The sequence below is a fragment of the Rhodocyclaceae bacterium genome (genome assembly GCA_020248265.1).
GTDB lineage: Bacteria > Pseudomonadota > Gammaproteobacteria > Burkholderiales > CAIKXV01 > CAIKXV01.
This window is the reverse complement of sequence record JADCHX010000005.1, coordinates 84,201-103,447: the sequence shown is the minus strand read 5'-3', so window position 1 is coordinate 103,447 and position 19,247 is coordinate 84,201. Positions and strand designations below refer to the sequence as shown.

General features: G+C 68.1%; 18 protein-coding genes. 8 read left to right on the top strand and 10 right to left on the bottom strand.

Features of this window, described 5'->3' with window-relative positions; all coding sequences use genetic code 11:
• Positions 1 to 23 precede the first annotated feature (23 nt).
• The 7 genes from ING98_07760 to ING98_07730 all read right to left on the bottom strand — a co-directional run bounded on the left by ING98_07760 (position 24) and on the right by ING98_07730 (position 7,905).
• Positions 24 to 1,916 (bottom strand): type II/IV secretion system protein, encoded by a 1,893-nt coding sequence (locus ING98_07760; protein MCA3101753.1) that lies wholly within the window; start codon positions 1,914 to 1,916, stop codon positions 24 to 26.
• Positions 1,917 to 2,099: 183 nt separating this feature from the next.
• Entirely contained in the window at positions 2,100 to 2,960 is an 861-nt protein-coding gene (locus ING98_07755) for a MaoC family dehydratase N-terminal domain-containing protein (GenBank protein MCA3101752.1), read from the bottom strand.
• Complete coding sequence (locus ING98_07750) at positions 2,957 to 3,655, bottom strand: substrate-binding domain-containing protein (protein ID MCA3101751.1); 699 nt, start codon at positions 3,653 to 3,655, stop codon at positions 2,957 to 2,959. The genes ING98_07755 and ING98_07750 overlap by 4 nt, the downstream gene beginning before the upstream one ends.
• Positions 3,656 to 3,764: 109 nt before the next feature.
• Positions 3,765 to 4,775 carry a tripartite tricarboxylate transporter substrate binding protein gene (locus tag ING98_07745; protein ID MCA3101750.1) on the bottom strand — a complete coding sequence of 337 codons (1,011 nt, stop codon included), beginning with the start codon at positions 4,773 to 4,775 and terminating at the stop codon, positions 3,765 to 3,767.
• Between the two features lie 73 nt (positions 4,776 to 4,848).
• Positions 4,849 to 6,066 carry an FAD-dependent monooxygenase gene (locus ING98_07740; GenBank protein ID MCA3101749.1) on the bottom strand — a complete coding sequence of 406 codons (1,218 nt, stop codon included), beginning with the start codon at positions 6,064 to 6,066 and terminating at the stop codon, positions 4,849 to 4,851.
• Positions 6,066 to 7,262 carry an amidohydrolase family protein gene (locus tag ING98_07735; protein MCA3101748.1) on the bottom strand — a complete coding sequence of 399 codons (1,197 nt, stop codon included), beginning with the start codon at positions 7,260 to 7,262 and terminating at the stop codon, positions 6,066 to 6,068. Before ING98_07735 ends, ING98_07740 begins: the two co-directional genes overlap by 1 nt.
• A gap of 64 nt (positions 7,263 to 7,326) precedes the next feature.
• Positions 7,327 to 7,905, bottom strand: a complete 579-nt coding sequence (locus ING98_07730) for an amino acid synthesis family protein (protein MCA3101747.1) — start codon at positions 7,903 to 7,905, stop codon at positions 7,327 to 7,329.
• Positions 7,906 to 8,004: 99 nt separating this feature from the next.
• Between ING98_07730 and ING98_07725 the strand changes: the two genes are divergently transcribed.
• From ING98_07725 to ING98_07705, 5 genes are all read left to right on the top strand, one after another.
• The gene (locus ING98_07725; GenBank protein ID MCA3101746.1) at positions 8,005 to 8,685 is read left to right on the top strand and encodes a hypothetical protein; all 681 of its coding nucleotides are present in this window, start codon (positions 8,005 to 8,007) and stop codon (positions 8,683 to 8,685) included.
• A 5-nt stretch (positions 8,686 to 8,690) separates the two neighbouring features.
• Complete coding sequence (locus tag ING98_07720) at positions 8,691 to 9,365, top strand: GntR family transcriptional regulator (protein ID MCA3101745.1); 675 nt, start codon at positions 8,691 to 8,693, stop codon at positions 9,363 to 9,365.
• 191 nt (positions 9,366 to 9,556) lie between these two features.
• Positions 9,557 to 10,534, top strand: a complete 978-nt coding sequence (locus ING98_07715; protein MCA3101744.1) for a tripartite tricarboxylate transporter substrate binding protein — start codon at positions 9,557 to 9,559, stop codon at positions 10,532 to 10,534.
• Positions 10,535 to 10,536: 2 nt separating this feature from the next.
• Positions 10,537 to 11,814: an amidohydrolase/deacetylase family metallohydrolase gene (locus tag ING98_07710; GenBank protein ID MCA3101743.1), complete on the top strand. Its 1,278-nt coding sequence runs from the start codon at positions 10,537 to 10,539 to the stop codon at positions 11,812 to 11,814.
• Positions 11,811 to 12,968, top strand: coding sequence for a DUF1116 domain-containing protein (locus ING98_07705; GenBank protein MCA3101742.1), 1,158 nt, complete (start codon positions 11,811 to 11,813; stop codon positions 12,966 to 12,968). The genes ING98_07710 and ING98_07705 overlap by 4 nt, the downstream gene beginning before the upstream one ends.
• 36 nt (positions 12,969 to 13,004) lie before the next feature.
• On the opposite strand, the gene ING98_07700 is transcribed toward ING98_07705, so the two are convergent.
• Together ING98_07700 and ING98_07695 are read right to left on the bottom strand one after the other, a co-directional pair.
• Positions 13,005 to 13,499: an aromatic-ring-hydroxylating dioxygenase subunit beta gene (locus tag ING98_07700; protein MCA3101741.1), complete on the bottom strand. Its 495-nt coding sequence runs from the start codon at positions 13,497 to 13,499 to the stop codon at positions 13,005 to 13,007.
• On the bottom strand, positions 13,499 to 14,797 hold the full coding sequence (locus tag ING98_07695; GenBank protein MCA3101740.1) for a Rieske 2Fe-2S domain-containing protein: 1,299 nt from the start codon (positions 14,795 to 14,797) through the stop codon (positions 13,499 to 13,501). The genes ING98_07700 and ING98_07695 overlap by 1 nt, the downstream gene beginning before the upstream one ends.
• Before the next feature lie 271 nt (positions 14,798 to 15,068).
• On the opposite strand from ING98_07695, the gene ING98_07690 reads away from it, so the two are divergent.
• The 3 genes from ING98_07690 (at position 15,069) to ING98_07680 (ending at position 18,557) form a co-directional block, all read left to right on the top strand.
• Positions 15,069 to 16,115 carry a tripartite tricarboxylate transporter substrate binding protein gene (locus ING98_07690; GenBank protein ID MCA3101739.1) on the top strand — a complete coding sequence of 349 codons (1,047 nt, stop codon included), beginning with the start codon at positions 15,069 to 15,071 and terminating at the stop codon, positions 16,113 to 16,115.
• A gap of 128 nt (positions 16,116 to 16,243) precedes the next feature.
• Positions 16,244 to 17,404, top strand: coding sequence for a mandelate racemase (locus ING98_07685; GenBank protein ID MCA3101738.1), 1,161 nt, complete (start codon positions 16,244 to 16,246; stop codon positions 17,402 to 17,404).
• A gap of 19 nt (positions 17,405 to 17,423) precedes the next feature.
• Positions 17,424 to 18,557 (top strand): aminopeptidase P family protein, encoded by a 1,134-nt coding sequence (locus tag ING98_07680; protein ID MCA3101737.1) that lies wholly within the window; start codon positions 17,424 to 17,426, stop codon positions 18,555 to 18,557.
• 52 nt (positions 18,558 to 18,609) lie between these two features.
• On the opposite strand, the gene ING98_07675 is transcribed toward ING98_07680, so the two are convergent.
• Complete coding sequence (locus tag ING98_07675; GenBank protein ID MCA3101736.1) at positions 18,610 to 19,197, bottom strand: carboxymuconolactone decarboxylase family protein; 588 nt, start codon at positions 19,195 to 19,197, stop codon at positions 18,610 to 18,612.
• Between the last annotated feature and the right edge of the window lie 50 nt (positions 19,198 to 19,247).

Genomic DNA, 19,247 nt, shown 5'->3' with positions numbered 1-19,247 from the left:
CCGCCAGGTACGATCTGCGCTGGTCACTGGCGACGCGTGCCGGCTCGCTCGCCGACCTGCGGCGGGGCGACCTTCAGCACTTCCTCGATGGTGGTCAGCCCGGCGGCGACCTTCATTGCACCGCTGATGCGAAGCGGCTTCATGCCGTCGCGTGCCGCCTGCTCGGTCAGTTCGAGCAGGTCGCAGTCGGCCTGGATCACCCCGCGCAGGTTGGCCGACAGCACCATCAGTTCGTAGATGCCCGCCCGCCCGCGGAAGCCGGTCATCCGGCATTCGAGGCATCCGTTGGCGCGGTATACGGTGTCCGGCTTGCGCGCCTTCCACGGGGCGACCAGCAGGTTCCAGGCGCTCTCGTCGAGCGGCGCCGGTTCCTTGCAGTGCGGGCAGAGCGTGCGCACCAGCCGCTGCGCCATGACGCCCAGCACGGTCGCGTGCAGAAGGTAGGGTGGCACGCCGATGTCGAGCATGCGCGTGACCGCCGACGGCGCGTCGTTCGTGTGCAGTGTCGAGAGCACCAGATGGCCGGTAAGCGACGCCTGGATCGCCATGTCGGCGGTTTCCTGGTCGCGGATCTCGCCGACCATGATGATGTCCGGATCCTGGCGCATCAAGGTGCGGATGCCGCTCGCGAAGTCCAGGCCGATGTTGTGCTGGACCTGCATCTGGTTGAACGCGGGTTCGACCATCTCGATCGGATCCTCGACCGTGCAGACGTTCACTTCCTCGTTGGCCAGGTGCTTGAGCGTGGAGTAGAGCGTCGTCGTCTTGCCCGAGCCGGTAGGGCCGGTGACCAGCACGATGCCGTTGGGCCTGGTAACCATGCCGTTCCACTTGGCGAGGTCGTCGTCCGAGAAGCCGAGGTCCTTGTAGTCGCGCAGCAACACCTCGGGATCGAATATCCGCATGACCAGCTTTTCGCCGAAGGCGGTGGGCATGGTCGACAGGCGCAGCTCGATCTCCTGGCCGTCGGGCGCCACGGTCTTGATGCGACCATCCTGGGGACGACGTTTCTCGACGACATCCATCCGGCCGAGTACCTTTATCCGGCTGGTCATCGCGGCCAGCACCGGGGTGGGCACCTGGTAGACCTGGTGCATCACGCCGTCGATCCGGAACCGGATGTTGCTCACCTCGCGCCGTGGTTCGAGGTGGATGTCGCTCGCGCGCTGTTCGAACGCGTAGTGCATCAGCCAGTCGGTGAGCGACACGACATGCGCGTCGTTGGCATCGAGGGAACCTTTCTTGCCGAGCTGCACCAGCTGTTCGAAGTTGGCGAGATCGGACATCGCGCCGCCCTGCGCGGCGGAGGCACCCTTGACCGACTTGGCGATCGTGTAGAACTCGACCAGGTACTGGCTGATCTCGACCGGGCTTGCGATCACCCGCTTCACGTCGCGCTTCAGGATGTGCCTGAGTTCGGACTCCCATTCCTGGATGAACGGCTCGCACACCGCCAGCGTCACGTCGCGCTGCGTCACCGCCACCGGCAGGATGCGGAAGCGGGTCGCGTACGCGTTGGACATCACCTGCGTCACGCCAGCGAAGTCGATCTTGAACGGATCGATCTTCAGGTAGGGCAGGCCAGCCTTGTCGGCGAACCACTCGGTCAGGTTGTCGAGCCCGAGCAGCTTGCGACCGGGACGGGGATCCTTCCACTTCTGGTCGGCGACGATCGCGAGCGGATGCAGTTCGGATCTGCTGAACCGGCCGCCCCGGGTCAGCTGCCCAGCCTGCTCGGCGTCGATGATCGCATCGGCCAGCAGGTCGGCCGCGACGGCTTCGAGCGTGACCCGCCGGCCGAGCGGCGTCGCGGCGATCGCCGAAGCGGGCCGGACAGGCTGGGCGGGAGCAGCCGGAGGGGACTGCGTGGATTGCACGGTCGGGGAGCCTGGTTGGCGATCGTCGGAGGCATGCATGGCGCGCAAGGGCCGGAGCGCCCTGCGCGGCCATTAACGGCTCCGGTGGCGTCTGACTTGAGCAAACTTATACACATGACGTGCCGCAGGAGCCAGCCCCCTCATTATGCGCGAGATCGGCTTCGTTTCAAACGGTTACGTCCGGAACTGACGGCAATACCTTTGAAACCGCAGCCCCTGCGGTCAGGTGTAGGTTGCGCTGCCCGCCATCGTCTGTCCGCCCCCTGGCCCGGTCGCCCAGACCTGGGCCGAGTGGGCGTCCGCCGCCGCGATGCCGTTGATCGACAGCGTGAGGCCACCGAACGTGGGTGCCAGTGCACGGTATTCGAAGCGAGACAGTCTCAGTCCGGGCGCCGCATGCTCATGCGCGAGGTCGAGCAGCAAGGTCGCCTGCAGCGGACCATGCACGACCAGCCCTGCATAGCCTTCGGTTCCGGTCACATAGGGCGTGTCGTAATGGATGCGATGGCTGTTGAACGTGAGCGCCGAGTAACGGAAGAGCATGACCTCGTCGGGTACCCACGCGCGCGACCAGTGCGGGTTCGACGGTGCGGGTCGGGCTGCCGGGACTGGATCTCCAGGCCGCGCTGCCTCCCGGTACACGATGTCATGCTCCTCGACGATCGCAATGCCGGCCGCGTTTGAAATCGTATGGCGCACGGTGACGAACACCAGGGTGCCGGTGCGCCCGCTCTTGGGCTCGACCGACACGATCTCCGACACGCGGCTCGCGCGGTCACCGATGCGCAGCGGAGCCTGCCATTCGATGCGTCCACCGGCCCACATCCGGCGCGGCAATGGCACTGGTGGCAGGAAATCGCCGCGTTCCGGATGTCCGTCGCACGCGATCCGGGATGCCCGGCATGCATCGAGGAAGTAGAGCCAATGCCACGCCGGCGGCAGTTCATCGCCCTGCGCCGGTGCGCCGGTGTCCCGGTCCAGCGTGGCATGCATCGCCCTCGCCGGCCAATCGGTGATCGTGTCGTGTTCCTCGCGCCGGCGTCCGACCCAGTCGCGAAAGCCCTCGAATGCCGTATCTGTCATGTCTTGTCCTCCTGCCCTGCCGTGAGCCCGTGCGCTTCGTAGACAGGCGTGGCCTCCGCCGAGGTCAGGAATGCGATCAACGCGGCAGCGCCCCCCGGGTTTGCGCAGCCGGCGAACACGCCGGCCGAGTTGCCGAAGATCTTCTGCACACCCGCCGGCAGCGGACCGACCACGTCGACACCCGGCACCGCGCGCAGTTCCGAGATCTGCTGGATACCGACCTGCGCACCGCCGGCGACCAGCACTTCCCCGACCAGCCCTCCGGGCCGTGTGCGCGTCTTCGGCCGCACCTGCGCGCCGAGGCCGAGGGTGTCGATCAGGCCGGAGAAATACATGCCGCTGGCGCCCTCGGTCGTGTGCGCGATCGACTCGGCGTCGATGAGCATCTGCCTGAACGCATCGACCGTGTCGATCTTCGGGTGTGGCGTGCCGGACTTCACGCCGACACCGACGCCCGAACTGGCCAGCGGGCGCATGCTCGAGCGGTCGATCAGACCCTGGGTGGCCAGATCTTCGAGCGTGGGTGTGCCGAGCAGCGCAACGTCGGCAGGCTCTCCGGCAGCGATGCGCCGCAGGAGCGCCTTCGCCGCGTCGAACACGACCTCGACTGGCGCGCCGTCGGGCGATCTGAACGCGGGCAGCAGCGCTTCGGTGACCCCGCGCACGCTGTTGCTGGCAAATACCCGAATGGCCATCGTGACCTCCTGTTGTTCTGCGGGGTCCGGATCACGACTCGAGCGACAGGGCCCGCACCGCGCCGCGACTCCTGATGTCCGGGAACCGACGGAGTCTACGTCAGAGCCGTCACGCCGGTTTTGCGCCGGACTGCTTGACGACCTTGGCCCAGCGCGCGACCTCGTTGCGAATGAACGCGCCGAACTCGGCGGGGGAAGAGCCGATCGCCCGGATGTCGAGATTGTCGAATCGTTCGCGCACCTCTGGCAGCTTCATCGCCTTCACCGCTTCCGCATGCAGGCGATTGACGATCTCCTTCGGCGTCGCGGCCGGCACCAGAAGGCCGTACCAGGTGGTCGCCTCGAGTTCGCGGTAGCCTGCCTCGAACACGGTGGGTACCTCCGGCGACAGCGTCGAGCGCTGCGGGCTGCTGACCACCTGGCCGCGCAGGCGGCCCGACTTCACCTGCTGTGAGGCCACGACGGTGGTGACCGCACCCAGCGCGATTTCGCCGCCGAGCACTGCGGTCGCGACCTGCGGCGTACCCTTGTAGGCGATGTGGGTCATCCTGGTGCCGGTGAGGTCCATCAGCATCTCGATCCACAGGTAGGAGCCGGCACCAGCCGATCCGACGTTGAGTTGCCCCGGCCGCGCGCGCGCGAAGGCGACCAGTTCCTTGAACGACTTCACCGGCAGCGACGGATGGGTCACCAGGAAGTACGAGCCTGAGCCGATCAGCGACACCGGGGCGAAGTCGCGCTGCAGGTCGTAGCCCAGCTTGTCGTACATCGATGCGCTGGTCGCGTGCGACACGTTGGCGAGGAACAGCGTGAAGCCGTCCGCCGGCGCACGGGCTGCGATCTCGGCACCGAGGTTGCCGCCCGCGCCGGGGCGGTTGTCGACCAGTATCGGCGTACCCAGGGCAGAGGACATCGGAGCGGCGATGATGCGGCCGACCGCGTCGTTGGCCGCGCCGGGCGCGAACGGCACGACCATGCGGATCGGGGCGTTCGGCCATGCGGTCTGTCCATGCGCAGCCCCGGGCAGGGCTCCGGCCGCCAGCAGCGCGCCTGCGCAGGCTGCCAGGGCGAGGACGGCGCACGGACGATGGAACGGCAGCAGCAGCGGCAGAGGCGTCATGGCAGTCACCGGGAGTTGCGGAAAACGGTTGGCGCGGCAGCGGTCGCCGCAGTCGGGGCTGGCAGGCGCGGCGTCAGTCGATCGTGCCGGCGCGGCGCACGCTGGCGATCAGCGAACTGCGCATCAGGAACGCCTTGTGTTTCACCGGGTCGGCCTCGGTCGCGCGCAGTTCGTCCAGCCGGCGCTGGCGCGCGGCGGGATCCTTCTCTTCCAGGCGCTTCTTGTTGTTGATGGTCTGTTCCTGGATGAACTCGGCGTTGAGCGTGCGCCGGCGCCGCTGGTAGCGGTCGAGGCGTTCCTCGCCCGCGCCCGCGCGGGCCGCCTCCAGCGTGTCGACCAGTTCCATCGCGTCATGGATGCCGCAGTTGAGCCCGAGCCCGCCGATCGGGTTGTTCAGGTGCGAGGCATCGCCGGCGAGGTAGATGCGGCCGACGCGGAACTTCGCGGCGATCCGCTGGTGCACGTTGTAGATCTTGCGGTGTACGACGTCGTCGAGGGTGCAGCTGCGGTCGAGTCCCTGGATGCGTCCCAGGACCGATTCGTCCGCCAGCGCCTGCGCGTCGGTCTCGGATTCCCGGGTAGGCATGACGGCGCGCCAGCGACCCTTCATGTCGTCGCCGGCGACCTTGAAGATCATCGCCCATTCCTCGGAGCCGGCCAGGTAGTTGCGATAGCAGCAGCCGAGCGAGCGCTCGAAGTCGTGCACGGTGGTCAGCACCGTGAAGCGCTCGGGGAAGGTGAAGCCCTCGAACGGAATGTCGAGCTGCTTGCGGATCGTGCTGCGGCCGCCGTCGGCGGCGACCAGCCAGTCACAGTCGATCCTCGACAGCTCGCCGTCGCGGCGCACGGTGACCGTGACCTTGTGCTCGTCCTGCACCGCGTCGACCACCTCGGTGCCCAGCTCGGCGCTGCAGCCGGGGAAGGCGCGGATCTTCGGCAGCAGCATCTGCACCAGCTTGTGCTGCTCGGTCTGCACCGCGAACGGGAACTTCGTCTCGTCGCGGAGGATTTCATGGTCGAACTGCGCGACCCGGGTCTGCGTGTCGCGGTCCCAGAACTGGAAGTAGCGGCAGACCAGTCCCTTGTCGATGAACTCATCGACGAAGCCCAGCCGGTCGATGTATTCGAGCGTCGACGGATGGGTGGTCGCCGCGCGCGGGTTGTCGTCGATCTCGCTGGCGGCCTCGATCAGGGTGACGCGGAAGCCGCGTTGCGCGCAGGCGAGCGCCGCTACCACGCCGGTCGGGCCACCGCCCGAGATCAGCACATGTCTTTCGCTCGTCGCTGCCATCAGTGTGCTTCGCCGGAGAAGTTCTGCACGATGGTGCTTTTCGCCACGCGCACGCTCTTCATCGGCGCAGGCGTGTTCCGGCTGCGTCCGACGAAGCGCGGAATGCCGTCGGTCACCACTGCGCCTACCGCGGCGATGTCGCCGTTGCGCAAGGCGTCCAGTGCATTGTTCTTCGTGCCACCGACACAGGCGTCCAGGATGACCACGTCCGCATCCTTGCCGGCGCGCAGGAAGCCGCTGTTCAACTTGTAGATGGTCGCGTTGTTGCCGGTGGCGGCGGCGATCGCCCACTCGACCGGCATCCGGGTGAGGCTCGCCAGGTGGGTGATCGTGTACATCATGCCCAGCGGCATGATGCCGGAGCCGGTCGGGGTGTCCGTGGCGATCAGGAAACGATCGAACTGATCGGCTTCGCGCGCCATGTCCCCGAGCATCAGCAGGGTGCGCAGGTTGCCGGCCGTGCAGACCTGCATCGCGATCGTGCTCTCGTGCAGGATGCGCGGGAAGTCGGTGTCCGGCATCGCCACCGGGCCGCCGTTGATGTGGAAGGACACGTCGGGCTGCATCGCCAGCAGGTGGTCGGCCCAGATGCCGGACGAGCCGGGGATCGACGAGCCGCCGGTGTGGACCGTCGTGATCATGCCGTGCTTCTTCGCCCAGCCGATCATCGGCGCATAGTCGAATGGCGTCTTCACCGCGCCGAAGCCGGCCTTGGCGAGCCACAGGCCCTTGGATGCAACCTCGGCGAAGTCGGCTTCGACCAGTCCCGGTTCGAGGATGATCGACCCGGCATGCACCTTCATGCCGCCCGGGCGCAGGTGCTCGAAGCACTTCATCGCGGCGACCGCGAGCGCCTTGACGCCCTCCGGGTCTTTCGGACGCCCTGGCACATGCACCTCCGAGGCACTGATCGCGGTGGTCGTGCCGCCGTGCACGTAGCTTTCCAGGAAGCCGACCGTCTTCTGGCGCGGCGTGTAGTCGCCGAAGGTGTTGTGCACCTGCGAGTCGATCAGGCCCGGGATCGCGGTGGCGCCACCGGCATCGATCACCACGTCGCAGGCCTCGACCTTGTCGGCGGAAACGGTGCCGACCTCGAGGATCTTTCCATCGGCCATCAGGATGGTGTCGCCGCTGGCGATCGGGTCGCGCCAGTCGCCGGTGACGATCGTGGCCAGGTTGACGATGGCGGTCTTCATGGGATTCTCCGGGCTTCGATGTGTGGAAGGTGCGAGCCCGCGGGAAGGCGGGCAGAGTGGGAGATCAGGTGAGGCCGTCCTGGCCCTTTGCGTCGGACAGCTTCAGCCCGCCGACCCGGGCGTTGATCCGGCCGCGGTTGGCGACGCAGAAGATCACCGCGATCTCGTCGGGCATCGGCGCATCGGGCAGGTTCACCGACATGCCGTCGTAGTGCGAGCGTACGTACAGCGCGTCTTTCGAGGCGAGCGGCACGTCGATGGTGGTGCCGGGCGCGGCGCGTTTGGTGTACGAGGAGATCCATGCCTTGCCGCCGCCCAGGGCCTGGCGCAGCGGTTCGGCAAACGCGGTGGTGAGCAGCGCATTGGCATGTTCCTGCGCGCCCAGCAGTCCGACGATGCCGGCCTTGCCGTAGCTTTGTGCAGTGTAGGGTGCCAGCGCGGCGACCGCCGCTTCGGCGAGCTGGTGGCCGAGCGCGACGCTGGCCTCGATCATCGGCTTGAGGTCTTCCACGTAACCACCGGCATGCGGGTTGGCCACGATCGCGATCGCCGCGACCTTGCGCAGCGGCGGGTCGCCGGCGCGCCCGGACTCTTCGTGCAGGGTGTCGACGATGGTGTAGGTGCGGCGCACGGTGAGTTTCATCTGGATCTCTTCGGTGGCGCGGTTGACACGGCGCGAGCGTCGAAAATAAGATTGTCAGACAATGCTTGTCAAGCAACCCGCAACGAGCCGGACGCCGCCATGCAAGGTTCCACCATCCTGTTCTCCGAGATGACGCCGCAGCCGGCATGGGAGGCCGAATTCAACGACTGGTACGACACCGAGCATATCCCGCTGCGCATGGCCTGCCCGGGTTTCGCGAGTGCCCAGCGCTACCGTGCCACTGCCAGCGCCAGCTACCTGGCGGTCTACGAAATGGGCAATGCGGGCGATCTGAAGACGCCCGAATACTCGAAGGTGAAGGGGCAGCCGAGCGAGCAGACACGCCGGATGCTGGGTGGCGTCGCCGGCTTCACCCGCTACATCTGCAACCAGGTCGGCGAACGGCGCGGCCGGCAGGCCCCGGCCGACCCGTTGTCGGCGCCACTGCTGTTCGCGGTGTTCTTCGAGGTCCCGGCGGGGCGCCGCGCCGCGTTCGCCGAGTGGTACGACCGCGAGCACCTGCCGCGGCTGCTCGAGTGCCCCGACTGGTGGATGACGCGCCGATTCGAGGTGGTAGACGGCGACCCGGGCCGCTGGACGCACCTCACGGTCCATTACCTTGGCGACCGTGCCGCGCTCGAATCGCCGGAACGCGCCGCAGCGCGGGCCGGCTTCGCGCGGCTGGCGATCGCCGCCGAACCATGGTTCCGGCCCGAGTACGTCACCTTCTCCAGGCACGGCGAGCGCCAGCGCGGCGTGGCAGCCGACGTCGCCCGGTGAGTGCGATGGCGTCGATGGACCTCAAGGTCTTGCCGAAGACCGTCCTGCACCAGGCGGCGGAGAACCTGCGCCAGGCGATCTTCTCCGGCGTGTTCCAGCCCGGCGAGCGGCTGGTCGAGGCGGACCTCTGTCGCCGGCTCGATATCAGCCGCGCCTCGCTGCGCGAGGCGCTGCGCATGCTGGCGGCCGAAAAGCTGATCACGCTGGTGCCCAATCGCGGCCCCTCGGTCGCCGCCATCTCATGGGCCGAGGCCGAGCAGATCTACGAGGTGCGAGCGATGCTCGAGGGTGAGGCGGCCTTCCGTGCCGCTACCCGGCTCGACATGCAGAGGCTGCACGCGATGCGCAGCGCGCTGGTCGAGTTCGAGCGGGCCGTGGTGCGGCGCGATCCCGCGGGCCGGTTGGCCGCCACGACGCGCTTCTACGACGCGCTGCTCGGCGGCTGCGACAGCGCGGTGATCGCCGAACTCCTGCAGGGGCTGGTCGCACGCATCACGTTCCTGCGTGCGCGTTCGATGCAGGGTGCGGGCCGTGCGCGCGAGAGTGCTGCCGAACTGCGTCGCCTGCTCGCGCGGCTGGAGGCACGCGATGCGCCCGGGGCACGCACCGCGGCGATCGAGCATGTTCGCAGCGCCTGCGCCGCTGCACGCGCGGCCTCCGCCGGCGTTCTCGCGGCCTGATGTCGGGCGCGGCGCTGGATGAGGGGGCCGTGCCTGCACTGGCACGGGATTCGCTTTTCCGGACGGTACAGGCTCCCTGCCTGTTTCCACTTCACGAAGGAGCACTGCCGATGCGCACGCCCGCTGCTGATCGAGACACCGGACCTTCAGGCTGCGGCCGGCGACCGTCCGGGTCAGGTTCCACGGAGGCGATGAGCGGGCGCCCGCGCGCTGGGGTGTTTGCCCTGGCCGCAGCGATCCTTGGTGGTCAGGCAGCCTCGGTGTACGCGCAGGAGTGGCCGCAGCGACCGGCGCGCATCATCGTTCCGTTCAGCGCAGGCGGCAACACCGACAGCATCTCGCGCATATCCGCCGAATGGTTGACCACGCGGCTCGGGCAGAACGTCCTGGTCGAGAACCGGCCTGGCGCCAGCGGCAGCATCGCCACCGAACTGGTGGCGCGTGCGCCGGCCGACGGCTACACGATGCTGATGGGTACCCCGACGCAGCTTGCGATCTACCCTGCGATGGCCAAGGTACCCTACGACCCGGCGCGCGACTTCGCGCCGATGTCGATCGTCGGCACCAACCCGTATGCGCTGGGGGTGCATCCCTCGTTGCCGGTCAAGACGCTGAAAGACCTGGTCGCGCTGGCCAGGACGCGTCCGGGCGCGATGCCCTACGGGTCGGCGGGGAACGGCGCCGGCACGCACCTCACGATGGCGATGTTCCTGTCGCGCGCGGGTGTCGAGATGAACCATATTCCGTACAAGGGCGGCTCGGTCGCCATCGCCGAACTGATGGGTGGCCAGGTCGTCGCCTACTTCGGTAACGTCGCGGAGATCGTGCCGCAGGCACGCGCCGGCCGAGTGCGGGCGCTCGCCGTCTCGGGGCTGACGCGATCGGCGCAGTTGCCGGAAATCCCGACGGTCGCCGAGCAGGGCTACCCCGGCTTCCATGCGTTCACCTGGAACGGCCTCCTCGCCCCGGCGAAGACTCCGCCGGCGGTGGTCGCGCGGGTGGCGAGGGAGATCGCCGCTGCGGTGCGCGACCCCGGGGTGATCAAGCGGCTGGATGCGATCGGTGTCGAGCCCCTGGGAAACACTCCAGCGGAGTTCGCCAAAGTGCTCGACGAGTCGATAACGCTCTACGCCGACGTGGTGCGCATTTCCGGCGCGAAGGCCGAATGATCATGTTCGACACTGCACTGATCGGAGGGCACCTGGTCGATCCCGCGCAGGGGCTCGACGGCCGCTACGACGTCGCCATCAGCGGCGGCCGCGTGGCCGCCATCCAGTCGCACGGCGGCACCCTCGCGGCGCGCGAACGCATCGATGTGTCCGGACGTCTGGTGATCCCGGGCATGGTCGATACCCATGCCCATGTGTTCCGGCATGTCACCGGCCGGTTCGGGCTGGACGCCGACCTCTGCGGCGTGCAATCGGGCGTGACCACGCTGATCGACCAGGGCGGGCCGTCCTGCATCACGCTGCCGGCCTTCCGCGAGAATGTCGTCAAGACGAGCCGTTCGCGCGTGTTCACCTACCTGTCGGCATACCTCGTCGGCGGGCTGGAGGGGCACTACTATCCTTCGCTGTATCGTCCAGACTGCATCGACGTCGAGGCGACCGTGAAATCCGCGCTGGCCAATGCCGACCTCGTGAAGGGCTTCAAGGCACATGCCGAAGTCGGCGGCGCAGCACGCTGGGGGCACGAAGTCATGCAGCGCTGCACCGAGATCGGCCGCGGTGCGGACCTTCCGCTGTACATCCACTTCGGCCAGCTGTGGCCGATGCCCGACGCCAGCGAGGCGGCGGGGCGCGAGCCGATCGATGCCGACGACATCCTGGCCCAGGTGGTGCCGATGCTGCGCGCTGGCGATATCCTGGCGCATCCGTTCACCCGGCACCCTGGCGGCTTCGTCAATCGCGAAGGCAAGGTGCACCCGGTGGTGCGCGAGGCGTTGGCCATGGGCATGAAGATCGACGTCGGCCACGGCTCGCACTTCAGCTTCAACATGGCGCGCATCGCGCTCGATGCCGGCATCGTTCCGCATACGCTCGGCGCCGACATGCATGGCTACAACACGCCGGTGCCACCGCCGCCGGGCACGCCCGAACAGCACTCCGACCAGGAGCACATGTTCTTCGGCAAGCAGCGGTTCTCGCTCGCCTCCGCGATGACCGCGATGCTGGCGCTCGGCCTGCCGCTGCAGCATGTGGTGCGGATGGTGACGGTGAACGCGGTCGAGATCTTCGGGTTGCCGCCCGAACTGGGCACCCTTCGGCCGGGCAATCCCGCCGACGTGACGGTGCTGCTCGACGAGGCGGGGCGCTTCCCGATGACCGACAACGAGCAGACCACGGTCATGGCCAGCCGCCTGCTGACGCCCGACTTCTGCATGGTCGAAGGCGTACGCCACGACGCAACCTCGGTGATCCTGCCGCGGGTCGAACGGCTGGTGGCATGATCGCTGCACCGGCCGGGGGGCAGCCGCCGGCTGCAGCGGCCGGCGATCCGCACGGGCCGGCCGCTCTCGCGGCCCGCTTCGCGGGCGCGGCCTGGCTGGATGTGGTGACGCGGCGCCAGGCGCTGCCGGCGCTGGACGACGCGGTGCTGCTGCATGCCGGCCCGGCATTCGATGGTGCGCTGCCCGCGCCGGTGCGCAACGCGGCGATTCAGGCGCTGCGCTTCGAACGCCTCGCCGCCGACGACGCCGAAGCCGTGCGCCTGCTCGCCTCCGGCCGGGTTCGGCTGCAACCGGCGCAGGACCATGGCGTGGCTACGCCGCTGGCCCAGGTGGTGTCGGCTTCGATGCCGCTCGCGCGCGCGGGCAGCGCCCGCCGCACTTTCCTGGCACCGCTGGTCGAAGGCACGCCGCCCGCGCTGCGCTTCGGGTCGGCCGATCCGGCCTGCCTCGGGCGCATGGCGGCAATCGCCACGTTCGGGCTGCAGGTACTGGCACCGCTCCTGCGTGCGCGCCCGGTCGCGCTCGCTGCCGTGATCGAACGCGCACTGGCCGCGGGCGACGAATGTCACGGGCGCACGGCCGCCGCGAACGAGGCACTGCTCGCGGCCATCGACGGCCTGGCGCCAGCGGATGCAGCCCTGCCGGCATCGAATCCGAATTTCGTCCTGCCGGTGCTGATGGCTGCCGCCGGCTGGCTGCTCGCTGGCGGCGATGGCGACCCGGTGCCCGGCCGCATCGCCGGGGCGGGTGGCAATGGCCTCGATTTCGGCCTGCGCGTGCATGGCCGGAGCGGCTGGACGCGCGTCGTGGCCCGGCCGCCGGTGGGCGGCAGGCTGCCCGGGCGCGAGGCTGCGACTCCGCTGGGTGCGATCGGCGACAGCGCGGTGATCGACTTCTGCGGGCTGGGCGGGCAGGCGATGCACCTGGCTCCGGCGCTGGCGGCAGAGTGGGCGCAATGGCTGCAGGGCGACGCGCTGGCGCGGCGCAAGGCCGTCGTCGACACGGGCAGCGGCTGCGTCGACATTCCCCGCGTGCTCGCCAGCGGCACCGTGCCGCAGGTGAACCTCGCCATCCTCGATCTCGACGGCGCCTGCGGCCTGCTGGGCCGCGGCTTCAGCCTGCCCGACCGCGCGCTGTTCGGCTTCGACGGTTGATCAGGGGGCTGGTGCCACGACGCGCCGCGCCGACGTTCAGACCGGTACCGCGATCGCCTCGAACGCAGCCTCGCAGTTCACCAGGTCGACGCGCTTGCGCACGATGCGCAGCGCACCGTCGACGTGCCGTAGCCAGTGCCGCTGCCGGCCGACGAAGGTCCGGGTGTGGTCGAGACGGTACTCGGCGGTGATCGCCGAAGACAGCACCAGCACGTCGCTTGTCGGCAGGCCGGCCTCGGGATCGGGCGCGGGCACGCCGGGCTCGACGGTGACGCTGCCGATCAGGTGCACGGTATTCGACGGCGGGGTCTGCACATGGATCAACGGATGCTCGAGGCGGTCGATGCGGGTGCGCATCAGTTCCAGGTCGTCGTAGAACAGTGAGGTCTGGCCGTAAGGGCTGCGCTGGCCGACGGTGGCCGGTACCCAGTAGGAGCCGTCCTCGGTGAACAGGGCCATCCAGTCGCGGAAGCGGCGTTCGTCGAGCAGCGTCGACTCGTGGATCAGGAACTGCTCGTACTCGCCAGCCATCATGCCTCGGACATGTAGTCGAGCCATGCGCGGAACTGTCCGCGCACGACCAGTTCGTCGGTTGCCATCTGCCGCAGCGCGCCCGGCGGGTCGATCGCTTCCTCGCGGCCCAGTCCGCGCGAGATGTCGACCCAGTCGGTCTGCAGGCTCTGCAGCCCTGCCTGCGCGCGCGCGAAGGCCTCCAGATCGTCGGACTGCACGAACGAGGCCGCCGCATGGGTCACGTTCAGCAGCCGGGTGTTGCGCTCGTTCATCGCCTCGGGTGCGCCGAGCAGCCGGACCGGATAGATGTTGACCTCGGTCAGGTCGACCGCGATCGGCCGGATGACGCGGATGTGCATGTTCAGGCCCATGAACGACACGTTCGGGTAGAGCAGCGAGTTGTGCATGCGCGGGGTGAGGATCCAGTCTGACCGCTCCTTGCCGACTGCCGCCTCCAGCGTACGGCGGTACTCGTCGTACACCGCGCTCGACCGTTCGTTTTCCTTCAGTTCGGTATTGCTGGTCCAGCAGTGGCCGTGACCCACCGAGTAGCTGCGCCGCTGCTTCCATTGGGGCGCGGTGCGCTGGCCGTCGACTACCTTGGCACCCTCGTTGTCGCCTTCGCGGCGCGAAAACTGCACGCCCTTCTGGTTCACGGTAGACGCATGGCTGAACGGCACATGGTACGAGTCGACTGCGTTCTCGGCCTGCATCTTCCAGTTCGCGCGCACCAGGTAGCGGTGCACGCCGGCATCGAGCGCGATCTCGCCACCGGGCGCCCGGTCGACGATGTCGTCGATGTTCTGCTTCATCGGCGCGATCCAGTCGTCGAAGGCGATGCCTGCGGGCGACAGGCTGGCGAACACGAACCCGCGGTAGATGCCTACGCGCGGTGCCTTCGCCAGGTTGAAGTCGCACAGCTTGAAGCCCGGTGCGCAGCCTTCGTCGACCGGGACGCGCAGCAGCGTGCCGTCCGGGTCGAACGTCCAGCCGTGATAGAGGCAGATCAGGCGCTGCCGGTTGCCCTGGCGCTCGGCGACCAGCTTGATGCCGCGGTGGGTACAGCGGTTCAGTACCACGCGCACCGAGCCATCGTGGTGGCGCGTCATCAGCACCGGCTGGCGCCCGAGGTCGGTGGTGATGAAGTCGCCCGGCTTCGGGACCTGCGTCGAGTGCCCGACGAACAGCCAGGCGCGCCCGAACAGGCGCTGCATCTCGAGTTCGAACACGCCGGGGTCGGTGTAGACGCGGCGGTGCACTCGTCCGGGTTCGATCAGCGAGGCAATGCCTCGATCGTTCAGCGAACCGTCCGGCATTCGTGCGCTCCTCTCGTGGCATGGCCGTGGCAGGCGCAGCATGCATCATCGGGGCCTGCAGGCCGAATCGATCGTTGGAGGGTAATGGACCGTCGGCGCCTCAGTCAATCAGATGACGGCGTGCGCCGGAACTGCATGGTGATCACACGCGCGTCGCCAGGGCTTGCGCATAAATGCGTGCGGCAGGAAACTTGCTTCAACGGATGCAGCCTTTCCGCTGCCACCACCGGTGGCGGATTCCCGTATCCGCATCGACAGGAGTCGTCAGAGCATGCCTTCGAAACTCGTTGCCCCTTCCGTTGCCCCTTATCGCCAGACGCTGCAACTGTCCTTCCGTCAGTCGGCCCCTGCCGTTGCCGCGTGCGCGTCTGTGCTCCTTTTCGGGGCGCCGGGCGCAGCGAATGCACAATCCGCGAGCAACTACCCGAACAAGCCCATCCGGATGATCGTCTCGTTCGCCCCGGGTGGCCCCGCGGACATCGTCGCGCGCGGGGTCAGCCCCAGGCTGAGCGAACTGCTCGGCCAGCCGATCCTGCTCGAGAACCGTGGCGGCGCCGGCGGCACGATCGGCTCCGAGATCGTTGCCCGGGCCGCGCCGGACGGCTACACGCTGACCTACGGCAGCCAGAGCAGCTTCGTGTTCGCGCCGCACCTGTACAAGAGGCTCGCCTACGACCCGGTGAAGGACTTCACGCCGATCTCCTCGATCGTCACCACCCCGTACGTCGTGGCGATCAATCCGCGCGTGCCGGCCAAGACCCTGGCTGACCTGCAGCGCCTGGGCAAGGGCAAGAAGTCGTTCCTGAGCTACGGCTCGTCCGGCCCTGGTGCCACCTCCCACATCGGCGGCGAACTGCTTGCAGCCGCGACCGGCCTGGCGCTGCTGCACGTCCCCTACAAGGGAACCGGCCCGGCGCTGGCCGGGGTGGTCGCGGGCGAGATCGACATGATGATCGCCGACCTGGGGCCGGTGATCAGCATGGCGAAAGACGGACGCCTGCGCATGCTGGCCGGATTCGGCGCGAAGCGCGTCGCGGCCGTGCCGGACGTACCCACGGTGATCGAGTCGGGCTTCAAGATCACGCCGCTGGAAGGGCGCTTCGGTCTGATGGGGCCGGCCAACCTGCCGAAGGAGATCGTCACCCGACTGCACGGGGCGGTCATCAACACGCTGAAGACGCCAGAGATCCGCGCGCGCTTCGACTCGCTCGGCTACGAGACCATCGGCGACACGCCGGAGCAGTACGCCGCCACCATCCGCAACGAACTGGTCGAGTTCGGCAAGCTGATCCGCAAGGCGGGCATCCAGCCCGAGTGAAGCGGGCGGGCACCGCGTCGGCTTGACACCTGCTGTGATCACGGTCAACCTTCTTGATCACACAGGCTGCATCGGAGGCCATGTATCGGGCAGCCGGGCAGCCATGGCAGAGACATGCAGGGGCGGGGATGAGCAGGATCGTATCGGTGGAAACCATGCTCGTGCAGTTGCCGACGCGGCGCGAGCACAAATGGACGGGGCTGACTGAACCGATCGGGCGCTACGTCCTTACCCGCATGACCGACGAGGACGGTGCCGTTGGCTGGGGCGAGGCTCCCGCACTGAAGGACTGGGGGGGCGAGTTCGGCCGCTACTTCGGCGAGTCGTCTTCGATCGTCGCGCTGGTGATCGATCGCTACCTGGCGCCGGCGGTGAAGGGCATGGATCCGGGCAACTTCGCGGCCCTGCACCAGCGGATGGATGCCGTGGTGAAGGGGTATCCATACGCCAAGGCCTCTGTCGAGTTCGCGGCATACGACCTGGCCGCGCGCCGGCTCGGGGTGCCCGTTCATGCGCTGCTCGGGGGCGCTTCGCGCATGCGCGTCCCGGTTACCCACTCGATCGGCCTGATCGGCATCGAGGAGGCGGAGCGCGAAGTCGCGAAGGTCGCCGAGGAAGGCATCCGCACCATCAAGATCAAGGTCGGCGTCGACCCGAAGCGCGACATCGAGATCGTCCGGGTCATCCGCGCGGCGGTCGGGCCCGACGTCGAACTGTGCGTCGATGCAAACGAGGGTTATGCGTCCCCGGGCGAGGCGATCCGCACGCTGCGCGCGATGGAGGCCTACGGGCTCAAGTACGCCGAGCAGCCGGTGATGGGCATCGAGCGCATCTCCCAGGTCGCCCGCGCGATCGACACGCCGGTGATGGCCGACGAGAGCGCCTGGAACGCGCACGATGTCGTGCAGATCATCGCGCAGGGTGCGGTGCAGATCGTCTCGATCTACACCACCAAGCCGGGCGGGCTTTATCGCGCGATGGAGGTCTCTGCGGTCTGCCGCGCGGCAGGTATCCTCTGCAACGTCAACGGCTCGGTCGAGACCGGCGTGGGCAACCTCGCCAACATCCACCTGGCCGCCGCCGCTCCGGCGGTCACGCTGTCGTGCGTGGTGCCGGTGTCCACCCCGGCCGAGGCGCAGCATGGCCAGGTCGGCGGCATCTACTACAAGGACGACCTGCTGGCCGAGCCGATGCGCCTTGTCGACGGTGCCATCGAGGTGCCGACCGGCGTGGGCATGGGCATCGACGTCGACCTGGCCAAGGTCGAGAAATACCTCGTCCGTGAATAGAGAACGTTGAGGACAGAACTTGAGAGCTGAAATCGTCGAGCGGCTGGTCGCCGCAATGAAGACGGCCGGGCTGGACGCCGTGGTCACCGTGTCGCCGGAGAACTTCGGCTGGCTGAACGGTTTCGTGGTGCCGTCGCAGCCGCTGATGCGCCACCGGCATGCGATGAGCATCGTGACGGCCGACGGTCGCAACGCGCTCGTCGCCGTCGACATGGAAGAGACGACGGTGCGCAATCGTGCGCCCGACATGCCGGTGCGGATCTGGGCCGAGTTCACCGATTCGCCGATGCAGGCGCTGTCGCAGTCGCTGGGCGAGTTCGGCCTCGCTTCGGGCAAGGTCGGCATCGAGATGGACTACCTGCCGGCCGGGGACTTCGCCGCGCTGGTGCGTGCGATGCCGGGCGCCCGCTTCGAACCCTGCGAAGCGATGCTCGCGCTGCTGCGCCAGTCGAAGACGGCCGACGAGATCGCGCTGATGCGCCGCCTGTCGCGCATCGCCGACCAGGCGATCACCGATGCATTGTCCTCGGTGCATCCTGGCGACAGCGAGATGGACATCGCCGCAGCGCTCACGCGCAACATCTATGCGCTGGGTGCAGAGCAGTTCAAGCTGATGATCGTCGCCACCGGCGAGCGCAGCCAGTTGCCCAACGTCGGTCCGACCGAGCGCAGGCTGGTGGCTCGCGATGTCTGCCGGGTCGAGATCTTCTCGGTGATCGGCGGCTACCAGGCCGGGGTGTGCCGCACCGCGGTGGTCGGCGAGGCGCCGCCGCACGCCGAACGCATCTGGAAGCACCTGGTCGAATGCAAGTACCAGCTGCTCGACATGATCAGGCCCGGAGTTAGCTGCCGCGAAGTCTACGGCGCGTTCATCCGCAAGCTCACCGAGCTGGACCTCGCGCCGATTTCTTTCGTCGGCCACGGCATCGGCCTCCACCTGCATGAAGAGCCCTACCTCGGCAATAACCCGATCATCGGGCGGGACACCGACCAGGTGATCGAGGCCGACATGGTGTTCAGCATCGAGCCGCTGTGCTACCGCACCGGCCATGGCTACGGCATGCAGCTGAAGGACATGATCCGCGTCACCGCGGACGGCTGCGAGCTGCTGTCCGACTACGCGAACACCGATACGCTGCAGCTCGTGAGCTGAGCCGAGCGGCCGGGCTTGCCGTCCCTGCAGGACGGCTGCCCGGTTCGTGCGATCAGTACGGGAACGGCGGCAACTGGGGCTGCCGTCCCTCCGGCAGCGCTGCGCGCGCGACATTCAACAGCATGGCCAGCATCGCGTAGTAGCCGGCGATGATGACCAGGTCGATCAACTGCTGTTCGCCGAAGAACGCCTTCGCTGCGTCGTAGGTGACGTCGCTCACGCACTTGTTCTGCAGCGCCTCGGTCAGCATGTCGTAGAGCAGGGTCTCGTCCTTCGCCATCGACGGCGGTCGACGGCCTTCTGCGATCGCCTGCGCGAGGTCCGGCGACAGCCCGGCCTTCATCGCATGCTGGTAGTGCGAGTTCCACTCGTACTGCTGCGTCCAGTGGCGCGCGGCCATCAGCGTGGCCATCTCGGCCAGCCGGCGGTCGAGCGGCGAGCGGTAGCGCAGGTACTCGCCGAGTTCCTGCATCGGGCCGGCGACACCGGGGCTGCGCAGCAGCGCGATGAAAGGCCCGCGCAGTTCTCCGCGGGGGCCCGCAGCGATATCCGCTGCGACCTTGCGCTGATCGTCGCTCCACTGTTCCTGCGGTATGCGCGGCAGGCGTTCGGCTGGCCGGACGTGCGGATCGTATGCCATCTTCTTTCTCCTTCATCCCCCGTGAGATCATTCCATCTTACGTCAGGAGC